Source organism: Staphylococcus borealis, from assembly GCF_001224225.1.
Classification (GTDB): Bacteria; Bacillota; Bacilli; order Staphylococcales; family Staphylococcaceae; genus Staphylococcus; species Staphylococcus borealis.
The window spans coordinates 329,597-346,226 of the sequence record NZ_CUEE01000002.1 but is presented as its reverse complement, the minus strand read 5'-3'; the positions used below and the strand labels follow the sequence as shown (position 1 = coordinate 346,226).

Genomic DNA, 16,630 nt, shown 5'->3' with positions numbered 1-16,630 from the left:
TTTCTATATCCTACTGAATTTTACTAAATTACGATTCTATTTTCAAGAGCTAGTTAGTAAATCTATATCCAAATGTTATCATAACAAATACTTACTCAAATGTAAGTCTTATTTTTAAACTTACACATAAAAATTTAAGATCAATCATATATTTTCACAAATAAATGAAGCGGGACAAAATTCAATTTGAATTCATTGTCCCGCCCCTACGACTAAGAAAGCATGTTCAAACGCCGTCTTAGATTAGTTAACTTCTAGGCATTAACTAAATATTTCCACTATCTTTTTGTACAAAGATTTAATGTTTCTATCATTAAAGTGTACGAATTTGATTTAATACATTTTCTTTAGTGAAACCATATTTTTCGACAACTAAATCACCAGGGGCACTTGCACCAAACTGATCAATACCAATCACTTTACCTTCTGTTCCAACATATTTATGCCATCCTAATGGTGATGCCATTTCAATTGCCACACGTTTAGTGATTTCTTTAGGAATTACAGATGCTTTATATTCATCTGATTGTTGTTCAAAAGCAAACCAGTTTGGCATTGATACTACACGTACACCTTTACCTTGTTTATCTAAATCTTTAGCTGCTTGAATAGCTAAGCTAACTTCTGAACCAGTTGCTAGTAACAAGTATTCAGGCTTAGTTTCTGTTTCAAAAACAACATAAGCACCTTTACGAACACCTTGTTCAACTGTATCTTCATCAACGTCTAAATATGGTAGATTTTGACGTGTAAGTACTAATGAAGTAGGTGTTTGTTCTGATTCTAGCGCAACTTCCCATGCTACTCTTGTTTCGTTTCCATCAGCGGGACGTATAACATTCATATTTGGAATAGATCTTAATCCAGCTAATTGTTCAATTGGTTCATGAGTAGGACCATCTTCACCTACTGCAATTGAATCATGTGTAAAGATAAATGTTGAATTTAATCCCATAATAGCTGATAAGCGTAACGCAGGTTTTAAGTAGTCACTAAATACAAAGAATGTTGCACCATATGGGTGTAAACCACCGTGTGCTGCCATACCATTTACAGCTGCACCCATTGCGAATTCACGCACGCCAAACCATATATTTTTACCTTCAGGTGTATTTCTATCATAATCAGTTGCTTCTTTTACATTAGATTTATTTGAACCCGCTAAGTCAGCTGAGCCACCAAAGAATGAAGGAACAGATTTACTTAACGCTTGGATGATTTCTCCTGAATCAGCACGAGTTGCAGCATTATGATCGCTATCAAAGCGTGGTAATTCATCTCTATAATTTGTTGGTAATTTACCGCTAATAGCCAATTTAAATTCATCAGCTAATTCTGGATATTTATTTGAATACGTTTCTAATAATGCTTTCCATGCGTCTTCATGTTCATTTGCACGTTTTAGCATTGTAGTTTGGAAAATTTCATATACTTCTTCTGGAACGTTGAAACGTTTTTCTGGATCTAAACCATATGCTTCAAATGTTAATTTTCTTTCATCTGAACCTAGTGGTGCACCATGAACTCCATTCGTTCCGCTAACATTAGGCGCACCATAACCAATAATTGTCTTAACTTCAATCATCGTTGGTCCATGTTGTGATTTAGCTTTCGTAATCGCTTGATCAATGGCATCAAGATCATTACCATCTTTAACTAAAATGTGATTCCAACCATAACTTTCAAAACGCTCTTTTACATCCTCTGAAAATGCTTTGTTTAATTCCCCGTCTAATGAGATATCATTTGAATCATATAATACGATTAATTTATCTAATTGGTTGTGACCTGCAAATGAAGCAGCTTCATGAGAAATACCTTCCATTAAGTCACCATCAGATGCTAGTACGTAAGTATAGTGATCAACAATATTGAAGTCATCTTTATTAAATTTACCAGCTAAATGATCTTCAGCTAATGCCATACCTACTGACATAGCAAAACCTTGTCCTAGAGGACCAGTCGTAACTTCAACCCCATCAGTGTGTCTGAATTCAGGGTGTCCAGGTGTTTTAGAGCCCCATTGTCTAAATTGCTTTAATTCTTCTAATTCAAGACTACCTGAAACATGTAATAAACTATATAATAGCGCAGAACCATGGCCTGCTGACAATACAAAGCGGTCTCTATTAAAATAGTCTTTAGATTGAGGGTTAAAATTTAAATGGCGTGTCCATAACGTGTAAGCCATTGGTGCAGCGCCCATTGGTAACCCAGGGTGACCTGAATTAGCTTCTTCTATTGCATCGATACTTAAAGCTCTAATAGTATCTATCGCTAGTTGATCTTTCTCGTTAAACATCTCTAATACTTCCCTTCTATTTAAATCATATTTGTTATATTATAACTTAAAAATAGTGTAATTGATAATCGTTTAGTCTCAAAGAACCTTACTTTAAATTTACTACTTTTTATTTTGTGCTTGAATTTTTTTTAATTTTTCAGGCGTAACATCATTGCCTTCTGGATCAATTACTTTTGTACTTTCAATTTGTTGTTTAAATCCTTTTCTAAATGCTTCTAAATATTTTTTACGTAATTTTGATTGTTCTTTAGCTTCAGCTTCCGTCAAGCCCTGCTCTTTTTTCTTTTTAGCTAGTTCATTAATTCTATCTATATTCAAATTATCTTTAGGCATCTTTATCACTCTTTCTTTATTTTCCTATTTCATTCTCTTTTACTTCATAGAATATAACAAAAAAGAGGCCTAGGCAAAAGCTATAGACATTTCAATAGCTTCGATAGACCTCAAAATTGATACTTATCTGACAAAGGCGAACACTTTGTAGTCATCTTGTTCCCCATTTGTATTATTTACGTTCTTATTATCATCTTTAATTATTGCCTGTTTAGAAATTGTATGATCAGTGATTTCGTACGTTTGTTCCGTTTGAGCGTTATGATATAAATTCATGAAAAATACTATAAAAACAACACAAGATATTGATACAACAGCTATATTCGTTATTAATTTATTTTTATATTTATTAAACATTACTTCCACCTCTAGAACATTTGTTTGTATACACACTTTAACAGAACATCTGTTCCTAGTCAACACAAAAACGAACAAATGTTTGTTCATTAAATAAATAAATGCTATACTATAGTTAAATAAAACTAGGGAGTGCCTATATATGAGAGAATTAACTAAACGTCAAAGCGAAATATATGATTATATTAAACATGTAGTACAAACGAAAGGATATCCACCTAGTGTTCGAGAAATTGGTGAAGCTGTTGGATTAGCGTCAAGTTCTACTGTCCACGGCCATTTATCACGACTAGAAGAAAAAGGATATATTAAAAGAGACCCTACTAAACCAAGAGCGATTGAAATTGTTAGCGAACAAACGAATGATTCAGTTAACATGGAAGAAACGATTTACGTTCCTGTAATCGGTAAAGTTACTGCTGGTATTCCAATTACTGCAGTAGAAAATATTGAAGAATATTTCCCATTACCAGAGCATTTAACATCTACACACAATAGTGACATTTTCATTTTAAATGTTGTTGGTGAAAGTATGATTGAAGCTGGCATTTTAGACGGAGACAAAGTTATCGTTAGAAGTCAAACCATTGCTGAAAATGGAGACATTATTGTTGCTATGACTGAAGATGATGAGGCAACGGTTAAACGTTTCTATAAAGAGAAAACACGTTATAGATTACAACCTGAAAATAGTACAATGAGCCCAATTTATCTTGATAACGTAACCGTTATTGGTAAAGTGATTGGTTTATATAGAGAATTGTAGTTCTAAATTTTAAAATTTACGTTTACCTCTCTCTTATATATCGAAATAAATAAAGAACTAGCAAAGTTTACAATGTAGACTTTGCTAGTTCTTTTGCTTTTCATTTTCTTTTTTATTCAAAATTTCTTTAACTTTGTCTAGAATATCTAGTTTTTTTGCATTTTTAGTTGTCATAATATCAACTTCCTTATCAACTAAAAGATACCCTAAATAAGTTGGCTTAAAACACTTAGCCAGTATAATTTTCTGTCCAATATGGCTGACGCTCATCATTAAAATCAACGCCTACACCTAGTGTTTTAAAATTAGAATTCAATATATTTTTTCTATGACCAAGTGAATTCATTAATCCCTCATGTGCAAATATACTGTTTTGTTGACCGTAAGCTAGATTTTCACCTGCAGCGTTAAAGTCAATGTTATCAGCCTTTAATCTATCAAATGGGGATGCCCCATCTAAATTGTTATGATCAAAATAATTCTGTTTTACCATGTCTTCACTATGCTTCCTCGCAGTATTAGACACATCTTTGGCATAACTTAATGTATTCAGTCCATGTTGTTTTCGCTCTGCATTAACTAAATCATAATTTTGATATTCAAAACTCTGCTCTAACGTTGAGGATGGTGCACCATAATGTTGAGTCAATCTTTTTTCCATTGCATCACTAACTTGAAGTAATGCGGTAACACCATTGTCATTATGTTTATCATAAAAAACAGTTGTATAAATATTATCCTTATGGAAAACATCATATTCATCACTACTGATATCAATTCGAAATCTGCCTTTAACCATTTCTTTTAACGGCTTACCTAGTCGTTCTTTTACGACATCTTTAGGTGTATTATATTTCACTTTAGATTTAGAAGTAATGACATTCTGATTACTATACAATGCATTGACCTTATTATCAATATAGCTAACCATAATAAAGTTTTCGTAATCATTGTTGTAATAGGCATACCATTTCGTTCCATATTCGTTAGATGTTATTCTTTTAGGTTGACCTAATTGACGCTCAACTTTGCCTTTGGACATATTCATTTGAATATTATTGATTGCAAAGTCTTGATCTTTAGGTGTCTTTAGTGCATTGTTTTTAACACTTGAGTCTTGGTTCATTACTTGTTGAACTTTACTTCTTACGTCATTTTGAACATTAATTAATGTTTGATTTTCTTTTAATGGTATTAATAAAGTTACAGCTAACAATACCAATGAAAGTAAAAAGAATTTTTTGATAATGTACACCTGCCACTCAAATTTTAATCTTTGTCCCCATTAAAAATTGAATTTCGTACGATAACATAATCTACAGTTGTTAATGATTTTAAATCTTTTCCACCTGCGTATGAAATTGAACTTTGTAAATCTTGTTGCATTTCAGTCAAAGTATCTTTTAATGACCCTTTATGTTCAACAAACATTTTTTTGCCTTCTACATTCTTATGTTCGCCTTTTTGGAATTCAGATGCACTACCAAAATATTCTTTATAACGTTTACCGTCTAATTCAACTGTTTCACCTGGTGACTCTTCGTGAGCAGCAAATAATGAACCAATCATCACCATACTCGCACCAAAACGAATTGATTTGGCTATATCACCATGTGTTCTTAAACCACCATCAGCAATAATAGGTTTACGTGCTGCTTTACTACAAATGTTTAAGGCTGCTAATTGCCAGCCACCAGTACCAAAACCAGTCTTAATCTTAGTAATACAAACTCTACCTGGCCCAATTCCAACTTTAGTGGCGTCGGCGCCTGCATTTTCAAGTTCTCGAACACCTTCTGGCGTACCTACATTCCCAGCAATTACAAATGATGAAGGAATATGCTTTTTAATATGCTTGATCATTTTAATAACTGAATCTGAGTGTCCATGAGCGATATCAATCGTAATATACTCAGGTGTCAATTGTTTGTCAGCTAAATCTTCAATAAATTTAAATTCATTTGCTTTAACACCTACTGATATAGAAGCAAATAAACCTTCTTTTTGCATATTTTGAATAAATGGAATACGAGCTTCTTCATCAAAGCGATGCATTATATAAAAGTAATCATTTTTGGCAAACCAATGCGCTAATTCTTCACTCATTACAGTCTGCATATTTGCAGGAACTACAGGTAACTTGAATGTTTTAGGTCCGAATTGGACAGTTGTATCACATTCAGAACGACTTTCAACGATACATTTATTTGGAATTAATTGAATATCTTCATAATCAAAAATTTTCATACTTTTTAGCCCCTATACAATCATATTTATTAAGTAAAAACGAACGTTTAGTATATCAAAACTAAAAATCATTCATTTTCTCACCCTTATATACTTTACAATGTTTTAATTGTCTTGTAAATGGACTAAAGTACTAGATTTGAATTTTACCAGCTTGATTTTTTAACACCAGGAATTTGTCCTTTATGTGCGTGTTCTCTAAATGCGATTCTAGACATTTCGAATTTTCTCATGACACCTCTTGGACGGCCTGTCACTTTACATCTACGAGTTAAACGTGTTGGTGAAGAATCACGTGGTAATTTACGTAATGCTTCATAATCTCCTTTTGCTTTTAATTCTTGACGTAATTCATAATATTGATTTACTAATTTTTCTCTTTTCATTTCTTTAGCAATTTTAGATTTTTTGCCATTTGAGTCACTCCTATTTTTATAAATCGTAATTATTACGTTTTATATAATAACATATGATTTTAAATTTACAAGACGAATAACTCAATTTAATCAATTAATTGCAAACATACGTGATTATTAAAAACGAGAAAACGTTTATTTTGAGTGATCATGACTATTATAAATGGACAGTATTCTTACGATCATCATCCTATCAATTATTACGTCAAATTAAGAAAGCAGCCTAATGAGAACCCTCATAAGACTGCCATATTATAAGTATTTAACTAATCGTAGAAAAGAGGCTAAGACAAAATAAAATGTCTCAGCCTCTTTTATCATTTTGGCAATAGTTGATGATTTGAAAATATGCTTAAACCAAGCTATTTCAAAGCTAGTCAACCTAGCCTGGGGAGGACAATGAAATAAATTTGAGAAAATATTGTTTATGTCCTACTTCCCATTGTTAACTTTATCTTTATTGTCGTATTTAAAAGATAAGATATTATTTAGTTTCACGGTGTAGCGTGTATTTATTTAATCTTGGGCAATATTTTTTCATTTCAATACGCTCAGGATTGTTACGTTTGTTTTTAGTAGTAATATAATTACGATAGCCACATTCTGTGCAAGCTAATGTTACATTAACGCGCATAATTAACATCCTTTCTTGTTTAACTAGGAATACTTACGATTTAAAATTTTACCATAATACAATGCTCAACGCAATTGAATTTTTTCAGTACTATTTAAAATTTTCGTAAGTTTCGTCGTTAGTACCTTCTAAATCAACATCATTAATATCAATTTCTAAGGCTTTGGCAACACCTTTACCATATTCTGGATCAGCTTTATAGCAATGACGGATATGTCTATGTTTAACATCTTCACTCACACCATCCATTGCATTTGCTGTGTTTGTAAAGATTCTTTCTTTCGCATCATCTGATTGTAAACGGAATAATTTACCTGGTTGTTCGAAGTAATTGTCATCGTCTTGTCTTTGATTATATTCGTAGCCATCACCGTCTACAGGGAATGCTGGTTTTTTATATTCAGGTTGTGATTGATACACACCTTTATTATTTGGATAGTAATGTGGGCCTCCACCTTGGTTACCATCAAGGAATCTCATTTGGCCATCACGACTAAATGGACACATGTTTTCAACACCAACACCTTTAGGTTGGTTTACAGGTATTTGCCAGTGGTTAACACCTAATCTATAACGTTGTGCATCACCGTATGAGAATAGTCGACCTTGTAACATTTTATCTGGTGAGAAATCTAAACCAGGAATAATGTTTGTTGGTGCGAACGCTGCTTGTTCTACATCCATGAAATAGTTTTCAGGGTTTCTGTTAAGTTCAAATTCACCGACTTCAATTAATGGATAATCACCTTTGTACCATACTTTAGTTAAATCAAATGGATTATCTGGGTGATTTTTAGCTTGTTCTTCTGTCATGACTTGGATATACATTTTCCATTTAGGATAATCGCCGTTTTCGATTGCATCATATAAGTCACGTTGAGAAGATTCTCTGTCTTGACCTACAATTTCAGCCGCTTCATCATCAGTATAATTTTCGATACCTTGTTGCGTTCTGAAATGATATTTAACCCATACACGTTCACCTTCATCATTGTACATAGAATATGTGTGCGAACCGAAACCATGCATATGGCGGAAGTCTTTTGGCATACCTCTATCAGACATCAAAATAGTAACTTGGTGTAACGCTTCAGGTAAACCAGTCCAGAAGTCCCAGTTATTTTGTGGACTTCTCATATTAGTACGTGGATCTCTTTTAACGGCACGGTTTAAACTCACAAATAATTTAGGATCTCTAAAGAAGAATACAGGTGTATTGTTACCTACTAAATCCCAGTTACCTTCTTCAGTGTAGAATTTTAGTGCAAATCCTCGGATATCCCTTTCTAAATCGGCAGCGCCACGTTCACCTGCTACTGTTGAGAAACGTGCAAACATTTCTGTTTGTTTCCCTACTTCTGAAAAGATTTTAGCATTTGTATACTTTGTAATATCATTTGTAACAGTAAACGTACCAAATGCACCTGAACCTTTCGCGTGCATACGACGTTCTGGAATGACCTCACGATCAAAGTGAGACATTTGCTCTAAGAAATAAGCATCTTGCATTAATAGAGGACCTCGCGGACCAGCTGTCATACTGTTTTCTCTATCTGAAACTGGGTGCCCAAACAAACCAGTCAATCTTTTATCATCTTTCGCCATAGTTAATTCCCCTTTCACTTATTTATAATAATTATAATTTAGAATCTACTATTAATAAACCCATAAGCCCTATAATTAAAACATTTTCAATAATCTGTAAAAAGTCAGAAAATTTAAAATTTTTAAGCTAAATTGTTCAAAAGTTATTGAATACTGTCTTCAAAAGGATTAAAATGGTTTGTATATTTTAAATTTTAGAATTAGGAGTCATCATATGGAAGATAACAATATGAAACGTGGTCTTAACTCAAGACACATATCTATGATTGCTATAGGTGGCGCAATTGGTACAGGGCTTTTTGTAGCAACAGGTAGTGTTGTTGCTCAAGCGGGTCCTGGGGGCGCTATTTTAGCTTATTTATTAATCGGAGTAATGCTTTACTTTTTAATGTCATCAATCGGTGAACTAGCAACTTTTTACCCTGTTTCAGGATCATTCAGTTCTTACGCAACGCGATTTGTAGACCCTTCTCTTGGCTTCACTATGGGATGGTTATATTACATTATGTGGTCATTAGTATCTAGCGTAGATGTAATGGTAGCTTCAAATGTGCTTTATTATTGGGATGTATTCAAATTCTTTAGTCCACTTACTTGGAGCTTAATTTTTATAACTGTTGTATTTTTATTAAATATTTTTACGGTTAAAGCCTTTGGAGAAACTGAATTTTGGTTATCACTCATAAAAGTTGTAACTATTATTATATTTATCATTGTTGGCTTCTTGATGATTTTCGGTATTTTAGGTGGTCACACGTATGGTTTTGAAAATTATACAAAAGGTGATGCCCCATTCGTAGGCGGTCTATCTGGTTTCTTAGGCGTACTATTAGTAGCCGGCTTCTCAGTTGGTGGTACTGAAGTTGTTGCAGTAACTGCTGGTGAATCTGACAATCCACAAAAGACAATGCCTAAAGCTGTTAAACAAGTATTCTGGAGAATTCTATTATTCTACGTTTTATCTATAGGTGTCATTGCGGCTATTATTCCATATACAGATCCATTATTATTAAATGAGAATGAATCCGTTTCACAAAGTCCTTTTACAATTGTATTTGATAGAATTGGTGTTGCATTTGCCGCTTCAGTTATCAATGCTGTTATTTTGACATCATTATTATCAGCGACAAATTCAGGTGTCTACACTACAAGCAGAATGTTATTCTCTTTAAGTGATGAGAAACAAGCACCTAAATTCTTAAGTAAATTGAATGATAAATCTAAACTACCATTACGTGCATTGGTAACAACATACATTTTAATTGTCGCAATTATCATTATTGCTAATTTCTATTCAAATGCTGTGTTTAGCTTATTGAATATTATAGGTTCATTGGTAATTATTGTATGGGCAGCTAGTTCGTGGGCTCAAGTTAGATTACGTAGGGCAATTAAACGCCAAGGTCAAGATATTAATGAACTATTACCTTACAAATCACCTTTATATCCACTAGGACCAATTTTAGTATTTGCAACTTTAATTTTCTTATATTTTGGTAATTCTATTGGAGATTTATTTGATGGTAATATAGGCAAATTCTTCGTTAATATTCTGCCAATCATTATCTTAGGGCTTATTTTCTTAGCTCATAAAATAATCAGAAAAACAAAATTTGTAAAATTAAATGATATGGATATTACACCACATCATTATCATAACGATTAATTAAATCATTGAGTGCGAGAAACTAAAAGTGGATTAACCGCTTTTTGTTTCTCGCATTTTTTATAGTTACAATATATTGATTATTTTCGAAAAATCAGTTATCTAGTATAATAATAGTAAAGATGATGACTTAGAGGTGAATAGCAAAATGGTTGGTCAAACAAACTTATTTGATGATGTCATTAAAAGTGAAGAACGTTTCGTTATCGTTGTACAATCTCTCGAAGAAAAAAATGGTCAATTGCTAAAACGTACTTTAAGAGAGTACCCTAGTCTTGAACATGACCAAATGGAGAATTTGTTCACGCATTTAAAGGATGTATTTAGTACAGAGCCATTTGGTGAAAATCAGTCTGCGTTTACTATTACAGTCTATACCAATTTAGATTATGCTGCGGACCAAGTTTATGCTTATGTTAAGCGCTATAAAGGTAAACATGAATGGACACATACTGCTAAATAAATATAAAACGGCATGAGAATAAGCATGGCTTGTTCGTCATAGTTTTAATGATGAACATACACCACACTCATTTCTCATGCCTTATTTTGTACTATAAAAGTTCTTTCAATGCCTTTGGTATGCCGTTAGAATCGTTATCTAACGTTATTTTATCCGCAATCGCTTTAAGTTCTTCATTGGCATTTCCCATTGCAATCGCACAACCAACGACTTCAAACATAGATTGATCATTCAAACTATCTCCAAAACAAATCACGTCAGATAATGATATATTCATTTTCTCACATAAAGCTTTTATCGCATTACCTTTAGAAACATCTTTAGCCATAAATTCTAAAAAGAATGGTTTACTTGTAGTCACGTCTATTTCCGAATTAAAACGTCCATGCAGGTCGTCACGTACTTTAGAGATATTCGAAGCATAATCAACACCCATTGCTTTAGGTACATCTTCTTTGATATATGCTTTAATATCTTCGACGCGCTTCATAGGTAATCCCGTAAGTTCAGATTCAATATCTCTATATTCGTGATCACCATCATGAATGATGTATCCGTCTTGATAAGTCAATATTAAGAAATGGTGTTTACGACAAAAATCTGCAATAAGGTCAAAATTTTTCTTCGATACACTTTGACTCACTTCTACTTCTTCTGTAGACACTTTGATTGTTTTGCCACCATTGTAACTAATGATGTAACTATCATGTACATCTAATTGAAGTTCTTTAGCAATGGGCAACATACCTTCAGTAGGTCTTCCTGAAGCTAGCACTACTTTATATCCTTGGTTCTGAATATCTATTAAATAATCTTTTGTTTCTTGACTTACTTTATTTTCACTATTAATTAATGTATCGTCCATATCCATGACAACCATTTTATAATTACTCATATCTGAAGTGTACTCCTTTCGACATTTTACTCTTTTATATTTTACAATAAAATTTATGAAGGATACACAATTTCTTCTACAACACCTATTTCATTAATAGTAGCTAGTTCAGAATGACATGACGCAACTTGTTGTCTCAACGCTCTAACTAATTGCCCACTCTTCTCTTTACGACTCAATGTCAATATTGTAGGCCCTGCACCACTTATCACTGTCGCATAGGCATCGTATTGTTGAGCTAATGCTTTAACCTCTTTAAATTCAGGTATTAAATGCTGACGAAATGGCTCATGAAAGCCATCCTGTGACATCATTTTTCCAGCAAGTTCATAATTATGTTGAATTAATGCACATAGCATCGTGTTACTAATTGCACTACTTTGAACCGCACGCTTGTGAGAAAATTGATCAGGTAATACATTACGAGAATCCTCAGTCTTTAATTCATAAGGAGGTATAGTTAAAATGATATCAACGTTTGGTACATCAATATGTGCTACGTTCGTTTCGTTAGTTTCGGGATTATAATAACCTGCTAACAAACCACCATATATTGTAGGTGCTACATTATCGGGGTGACCCTCAATTTCTGTTGCTAATTGAAGTAGTTCGTATTTAGATAGTTGTATATTGCCAAAATAGTTAGCAATATATAATGCACCTACTAACGCTGATGCTGATGATCCTAAACCTCGTGCTAAAGGAATATCACTTCTCATTGAAATACTTAAGCTAGGCAATTGAACATTATATTTTGATGCAACCTGTTGCGCTACTTTATAAACATAATTCTCCTTACTATTAGGAAGTGACGCTAATTCAGAATTCAGATACGTAAATTCCCAATTATCCCCTTCAATTCGTTTCACATAGAGATGCAAATATTTATCTATAGCCATACCTATTGAATCGAAACCAACGCCTAGATTAGCCGTAGACGCTGGTATCTTTAAGTGCAATTGTTCGCTCATTTTACAAAGCCCCTTTTATGTAATCGATAATACTTGATTTATCGTTAGGAAGCGGTTGAATTGGATTATCTAAAATTGAAATAGCAGTGTCAGGATCTTTTAATCCATTACCAGTTAAAATTGCCACTACTTTCTTACCTTTAGGTAGTTGACCTGCACGATGTAATTTAATTAATCCAGCAATTGAAGCATTACTAGCTGGCTCACTAAACACACCTTCTTTAGATGTCATTAATTGATAAGCTTCTAATATCTCTTCATCTGTAACACTATCAATTAATCCTTTAGACTCATCTAACGCTTTAGTAGCTTTAGTCCAACTAGCTGGATTACCAATTCGAATAGCTGTAGCAATTGTTTCAGGGTTTTTAATCACTTTATTTTGTACTATTGGTGAAGCACCTTCTGCTTGGAAACCAAATAATCGCGGTAATTGACTACCTTTTTTCTCATGATATTCTTTAAACCCTTTCCAGTAAGCAGTAATGTTACCAGCATTACCAACTGGAATTGCAAGTATGTCAGGCGCTTGTTCTAATTGCTCAACAATTTCAAATGCACCTGTTTTTTGTCCTTCAATACGATAAGGATTTACAGAATTAACTAGTTCAATCTCTTCGTCATTTTCGGCAATTTCCTTTACTATTTCCAACGCTTCATCAAAGTTTCCTTCAATTGAAACGATTTCAGCACCGTACATTACAGCTTGTGACAATTTACCAAGTGCAATCTTTCCTTCTGGAATAACCACAATTGCTTTTAGTCCAGCTCTTGCTGCATACGCAGCTGCGGAAGCTGAAGTGTTACCAGTAGATGCACAAATGACGACTTTCTTCCCTTGTTCTTTCGCTTTAGTAACAGCCATAACCATTCCTCTATCTTTGAAAGAACCTGTTGGATTTGCACCTTCATATTTTACATATAAATCAATATCTAACATGTCCGATAAATTCTCACAATGAATCAATGGTGTATGACCTTCATTTAAAGTTAACTTTGGTGTGTCGCTATTAACTGGTAAATATGCTTTAAACTCATCTACTAAACCTTGCCATCTTTTCATAAACATTAAACCCCTTCAACTGGATAAATTTTCTCGATATTAAAATCAGCTTTACTTAAAACGTCTTCCGGTGATTGATCTAGACCAACTATAACTACACCATAAGATTGATCATCGCGCTGTTCAACCTGTAGTGATTTGTGGAATGGTAACGTTTCTTTCAATAATGATTCAAATTTTTCTTTTGATAAGTCACTTTTTAGAACGACATAATAATTTAACTTCTCTTGAATGGATACTACATCTTCCGTATCCATCAGTTCTCGTGTTGCATCCGTTTTCAGTTCAAAGTGTGGCGGTAATGTATGTGTATTTGATTCAAAGAATAATGCAACGTTTAATAAGTCACTTACAACGGCACTACCAGTAGCTAGGCTACCTGCGCCTTTCCCATAGAACATTGTGTCACCTACTGCATCTCCTACGACATAAATAGCATTATATTCATCTTCAACTGTAGCTAGTTGGTGGGATTTATGTATTAATGTTGGTTCAACTGATGCGTTCACTTTACTATTTTGATAAGTTCCCTTACCAATTAGTTTGATTTTATAGCCTAATTTATCAGCTACATTGATATCAGATAGCGTTGTTTGGCTGATACCTCGAACCTTAACATCATTTAATTTAATAACTTGGTTAAATGATAAATAAGACGTAATAACAACTTTGCGCGCTGCGTCAATACCTTCTACATCATCAGTTGGGTCTGCTTCAGCAAATCCTAATCGTTGTGCTTCATCTAGCGCTTCTTCAAACGTTGTTTGTTCGCGCGTCATTTTAGAAAGAATGAAGTTAGAAGTACCATTAAGTATTCCCATAAACTTAGAAATATTATTCGCATTCAATCCATTATTAATTGCATTTACAATAGGAATACCGCCAGCAACACTCGCTTCAAACTTCAACGCAAGTCCTTTCTCTTCAGCTAAATCTTCTAATAATTTTAAATGTACTGCTAATAAATCTTTATTTGCAGTGATGACATGTTTCCCGCTCTTTAACGCATCTCTCAACCAATCTACAGTCGGTTCGATACCACCCATAACTTCAATGACAATATCAATGGAATCATCATTTAAAATTTCATTAACATCTTCAGTTAAATGATATCGGCTAATATTAATAGGTCTTTTCTTAGTTTTATCACGTACTAAAATATGTTTAATAACAATATCTTTGTTTAACGTATCAATGATTTGTTGTCGATTTTCTTCAATTATTTTAACTACGCCTGATCCAACTGTTCCTAGACCAAGTAAAGCAATATTTAATTCTTTCATATTTTTATCTTCCCCCATTTGTATAATTGAGAAATACAATTGTCTTGTTGAAATATACTTTATTTTAGTATACTATTAAACCATATTAAATTGATAGGACTTTTTAGCATAAAATGTAAATACTTAGCTATATATTATCACGTGATATCAGAAAAATAAATAGAATTTTCTGATTTTTTAGAAAGGTTGATTAGGTATATGAAAGTGGCAAAATTCGGCGGTAGTTCAGTTTCAAATGCAACACAAATTAAAAAAGTCCTAGATATCGTAAATAGTGACCCAGAACGTAAAATTATCATTGTATCTGCACCAGGAAAGCGACACAAAGATGATGTTAAAACGACAGACCTTCTTGTTCGTTTATACGAAAAAGTGCTAAATAACCTTAATTATCAGGATAAAAAGAAAGAAATTATTCAACGATATGCTGATATCTTACAAGAATTGGATATGGATACGTCGTTATTAACTGTGATTGACGAGACATTAGAAGAGATTATTTCAACTTTAAAAGAAGAACCTTTAAGATTGTATGATGCACTTCTATCTTGTGGCGAAAATTTTAATGCACAATTAATTGCGTCATATAATGATTCACAAGGTTTTAAAACAACTTATCTTTCACCTAAAGATGCAGGTATTCTAGTAACAGATTTACCACAGCAAGCACAAATTTTAGAAGAAGCATATGAACAGATAAGTAAATTAAGAGATATTGAAGGTAAAATTATTATCCCTGGATTCTTTGGTGTATCAAAGAATAACTACGTTGTTACCTTCCCTAGAGGTGGTTCTGACATTACGGGTGCAATTATTGCTAGAGGAATTAGAGCATCTCTATACGAGAACTTCACTGATGTATCAGGTATTTTCAAAGCGAATCCAAATATTATTCAAAACCCCGATCTTATTGAAGAGATTACCTATCGTGAAATGCGTGAATTGTCTTATGCAGGATTTAGCGTCTTCCATGATGAAGCCTTGCAACCACTTTATAAACATAGAATTCCAGTGGTTATTAAAAATACCAATCGTCCTCAAGATAAAGGAACATTTATTCGTCATGATAGAGATGTAAGTGATAAAAATGTCATTATTGGTATTAGTTGTGATAAAGGATTTACTGTAATTAACATTAAAAAATATTTAATGAACAGACAAGTTGGCTTCACTCGTAAGGTACTTGAAATATTAGAAGACTATAATATTTCATTCGACCATATGCCTTCAGGGATTGACAGCATCAGTATCATTCTCCGTACACATCAATTAAAAGGTAAAGAGAAAGATGTACTCAATGCGATTCGTAAACGTTGTGATGTCGATGAATTAAGTATCGAGCATGATCTAGCCATATTAATGATTGTTGGCGAAGGTATGAATAAAGCGATTGGCACAGCGAACACGATCACGCATGCCTTAGCAGAATCCAATATCAATTTAAAAATGATTAACCAAGGGTCATCAGAAATTTCAATGATGTTTGGTATTTCAATTGAAGATGCAGATAAAGCTGTTTTGTCTACATATGAATATTGTTATCACGGCGTTTGTTTAAAAAACTTAAATAAGCGAGCATAATTAAAAACATCTAGTATTTAAGTAATCATGTTCATTTACATTTTA

Annotated in this window: 16 protein-coding genes; 4 read left to right on the top strand and 12 right to left on the bottom strand. The window is 33.1% G+C overall.

All coding sequences use genetic code 11. From position 1 onward, the window contains the following. Positions 1 to 313 precede the first annotated feature (313 nt). From tkt to sosA, 3 genes are all read right to left on the bottom strand, one after another. Positions 314 to 2,302, bottom strand: a complete 1,989-nt coding sequence (tkt, locus tag AK212_RS04320) for a transketolase (RefSeq protein WP_053029399.1) — start codon at positions 2,300 to 2,302, stop codon at positions 314 to 316. Between the two features lie 102 nt (positions 2,303 to 2,404). Then, positions 2,405 to 2,638 carry a DUF896 domain-containing protein gene (locus AK212_RS04315; protein WP_053029398.1) on the bottom strand — a complete coding sequence of 78 codons (234 nt, stop codon included), beginning with the start codon at positions 2,636 to 2,638 and terminating at the stop codon, positions 2,405 to 2,407. A gap of 123 nt (positions 2,639 to 2,761) precedes the next feature. Continuing rightward, positions 2,762 to 2,995 carry a DNA damage-induced cell division inhibitor SosA gene (sosA, locus tag AK212_RS04310; RefSeq protein ID WP_053029397.1) on the bottom strand — a complete coding sequence of 78 codons (234 nt, stop codon included), beginning with the start codon at positions 2,993 to 2,995 and terminating at the stop codon, positions 2,762 to 2,764. A gap of 142 nt (positions 2,996 to 3,137) precedes the next feature. Here sosA and lexA point away from each other — a divergent pair, with 142 nt between their 5' ends. Next, a complete protein-coding gene (lexA, locus tag AK212_RS04305) occupies positions 3,138 to 3,761 on the top strand; it encodes a transcriptional repressor LexA (RefSeq protein WP_053029396.1) in 624 nt (207 codons plus the stop codon). Between the two features lie 229 nt (positions 3,762 to 3,990). Here the strand turns inward: lexA and AK212_RS04300 are convergent, their stop codons facing one another. The 5 genes from AK212_RS04300 to AK212_RS04280 form a co-directional block, all read right to left on the bottom strand. After that, positions 3,991 to 5,016: a CAP domain-containing protein gene (locus AK212_RS04300; protein WP_053029395.1), complete on the bottom strand. Its 1,026-nt coding sequence runs from the start codon at positions 5,014 to 5,016 to the stop codon at positions 3,991 to 3,993. Between the two features lie 14 nt (positions 5,017 to 5,030). Next, the gene (gene guaC, locus AK212_RS04295; protein WP_053029394.1) at positions 5,031 to 6,008 is read right to left on the bottom strand and encodes a GMP reductase; all 978 of its coding nucleotides are present in this window, start codon (positions 6,006 to 6,008) and stop codon (positions 5,031 to 5,033) included. Positions 6,009 to 6,154: 146 nt separating this feature from the next. Next, the gene (gene rpsN / locus AK212_RS04290) at positions 6,155 to 6,448 is read right to left on the bottom strand and encodes a 30S ribosomal protein S14 (protein ID WP_280513662.1); all 294 of its coding nucleotides are present in this window, start codon (positions 6,446 to 6,448) and stop codon (positions 6,155 to 6,157) included. Positions 6,449 to 6,908: 460 nt separating this feature from the next. Further along, the gene (gene rpmG, locus AK212_RS04285) at positions 6,909 to 7,058 is read right to left on the bottom strand and encodes a 50S ribosomal protein L33 (protein WP_053029392.1); all 150 of its coding nucleotides are present in this window, start codon (positions 7,056 to 7,058) and stop codon (positions 6,909 to 6,911) included. Between the two features lie 90 nt (positions 7,059 to 7,148). Further along, on the bottom strand, positions 7,149 to 8,663 hold the full coding sequence (locus tag AK212_RS04280; RefSeq protein ID WP_053029391.1) for a catalase: 1,515 nt from the start codon (positions 8,661 to 8,663) through the stop codon (positions 7,149 to 7,151). Between the two features lie 214 nt (positions 8,664 to 8,877). On the opposite strand from AK212_RS04280, the gene AK212_RS04275 reads away from it, so the two are divergent. Beyond that, a complete protein-coding gene (locus AK212_RS04275; RefSeq protein WP_053029390.1) occupies positions 8,878 to 10,329 on the top strand; it encodes an amino acid permease in 1,452 nt (483 codons plus the stop codon). A gap of 148 nt (positions 10,330 to 10,477) precedes the next feature. After that, on the top strand, positions 10,478 to 10,792 hold the full coding sequence (locus AK212_RS04270; RefSeq protein WP_053029389.1) for a hypothetical protein: 315 nt from the start codon (positions 10,478 to 10,480) through the stop codon (positions 10,790 to 10,792). A gap of 91 nt (positions 10,793 to 10,883) precedes the next feature. Here AK212_RS04270 and AK212_RS04265 read toward each other — a convergent pair whose 3' ends face one another. From AK212_RS04265 to AK212_RS04250, 4 genes are read right to left on the bottom strand one after another with little or no spacing between them, the layout of a single operon-like run. After that, the gene (locus AK212_RS04265; RefSeq protein WP_053029388.1) at positions 10,884 to 11,687 is read right to left on the bottom strand and encodes a Cof-type HAD-IIB family hydrolase; all 804 of its coding nucleotides are present in this window, start codon (positions 11,685 to 11,687) and stop codon (positions 10,884 to 10,886) included. A 53-nt stretch (positions 11,688 to 11,740) separates the two neighbouring features. Beyond that, positions 11,741 to 12,658 carry a homoserine kinase gene (gene thrB, locus AK212_RS04260; RefSeq protein WP_053029387.1) on the bottom strand — a complete coding sequence of 306 codons (918 nt, stop codon included), beginning with the start codon at positions 12,656 to 12,658 and terminating at the stop codon, positions 11,741 to 11,743. A 1-nt stretch (position 12,659) separates the two neighbouring features. Beyond that, entirely contained in the window at positions 12,660 to 13,721 is a 1,062-nt protein-coding gene (gene thrC / locus AK212_RS04255) for a threonine synthase (RefSeq protein ID WP_053029386.1), read from the bottom strand. Between the two features lie 5 nt (positions 13,722 to 13,726). Next, positions 13,727 to 15,004, bottom strand: coding sequence for a homoserine dehydrogenase (locus AK212_RS04250; protein WP_053029385.1), 1,278 nt, complete (start codon positions 15,002 to 15,004; stop codon positions 13,727 to 13,729). 198 nt (positions 15,005 to 15,202) lie between these two features. Here AK212_RS04250 and AK212_RS04245 point away from each other — a divergent pair, with 198 nt between their 5' ends. Beyond that, positions 15,203 to 16,585 (top strand): aspartate kinase, encoded by a 1,383-nt coding sequence (locus AK212_RS04245; RefSeq protein WP_053029384.1) that lies wholly within the window; start codon positions 15,203 to 15,205, stop codon positions 16,583 to 16,585. The last annotated feature ends 45 nt before the right edge of the window (positions 16,586 to 16,630 follow it).

Bases quoted from the DNA above. Each gene is read 5' to 3' on its own strand.
- rpmG (WP_053029392.1), bottom strand. From the start codon at position 7,058: ATGCGCGTTAATGTAACATTAGCTTGCACAGAATGTGGCTATCGTAAT.
- thrC (WP_053029386.1), bottom strand. From the start codon at position 13,721: ATGAAAAGATGGCAAGGTTTAGTAGATGAGTTTAAAGCATATTTACCA.
- tkt (WP_053029399.1), bottom strand. From the start codon at position 2,302: ATGTTTAACGAGAAAGATCAACTAGCGATAGATACTATTAGAGCTTTA.
- lexA (WP_053029396.1), top strand. From the start codon at position 3,138: ATGAGAGAATTAACTAAACGTCAAAGCGAAATATATGATTATATTAAA.
- AK212_RS04270 (WP_053029389.1), top strand. From the start codon at position 10,478: ATGGTTGGTCAAACAAACTTATTTGATGATGTCATTAAAAGTGAAGAA.
- AK212_RS04280 (WP_053029391.1), bottom strand. From the start codon at position 8,663: ATGGCGAAAGATGATAAAAGATTGACTGGTTTGTTTGGGCACCCAGTT.
- AK212_RS04265 (WP_053029388.1), bottom strand. From the start codon at position 11,687: ATGAGTAATTATAAAATGGTTGTCATGGATATGGACGATACATTAATT.
- thrB (WP_053029387.1), bottom strand. From the start codon at position 12,658: ATGAGCGAACAATTGCACTTAAAGATACCAGCGTCTACGGCTAATCTA.
- AK212_RS04245 (WP_053029384.1), top strand. From the start codon at position 15,203: ATGAAAGTGGCAAAATTCGGCGGTAGTTCAGTTTCAAATGCAACACAA.
- guaC (WP_053029394.1), bottom strand. From the start codon at position 6,008: ATGAAAATTTTTGATTATGAAGATATTCAATTAATTCCAAATAAATGT.
- sosA (WP_053029397.1), bottom strand. From the start codon at position 2,995: ATGTTTAATAAATATAAAAATAAATTAATAACGAATATAGCTGTTGTA.
- AK212_RS04250 (WP_053029385.1), bottom strand. From the start codon at position 15,004: ATGAAAGAATTAAATATTGCTTTACTTGGTCTAGGAACAGTTGGATCA.
- AK212_RS04275 (WP_053029390.1), top strand. From the start codon at position 8,878: ATGGAAGATAACAATATGAAACGTGGTCTTAACTCAAGACACATATCT.
- AK212_RS04315 (WP_053029398.1), bottom strand. From the start codon at position 2,638: ATGCCTAAAGATAATTTGAATATAGATAGAATTAATGAACTAGCTAAA.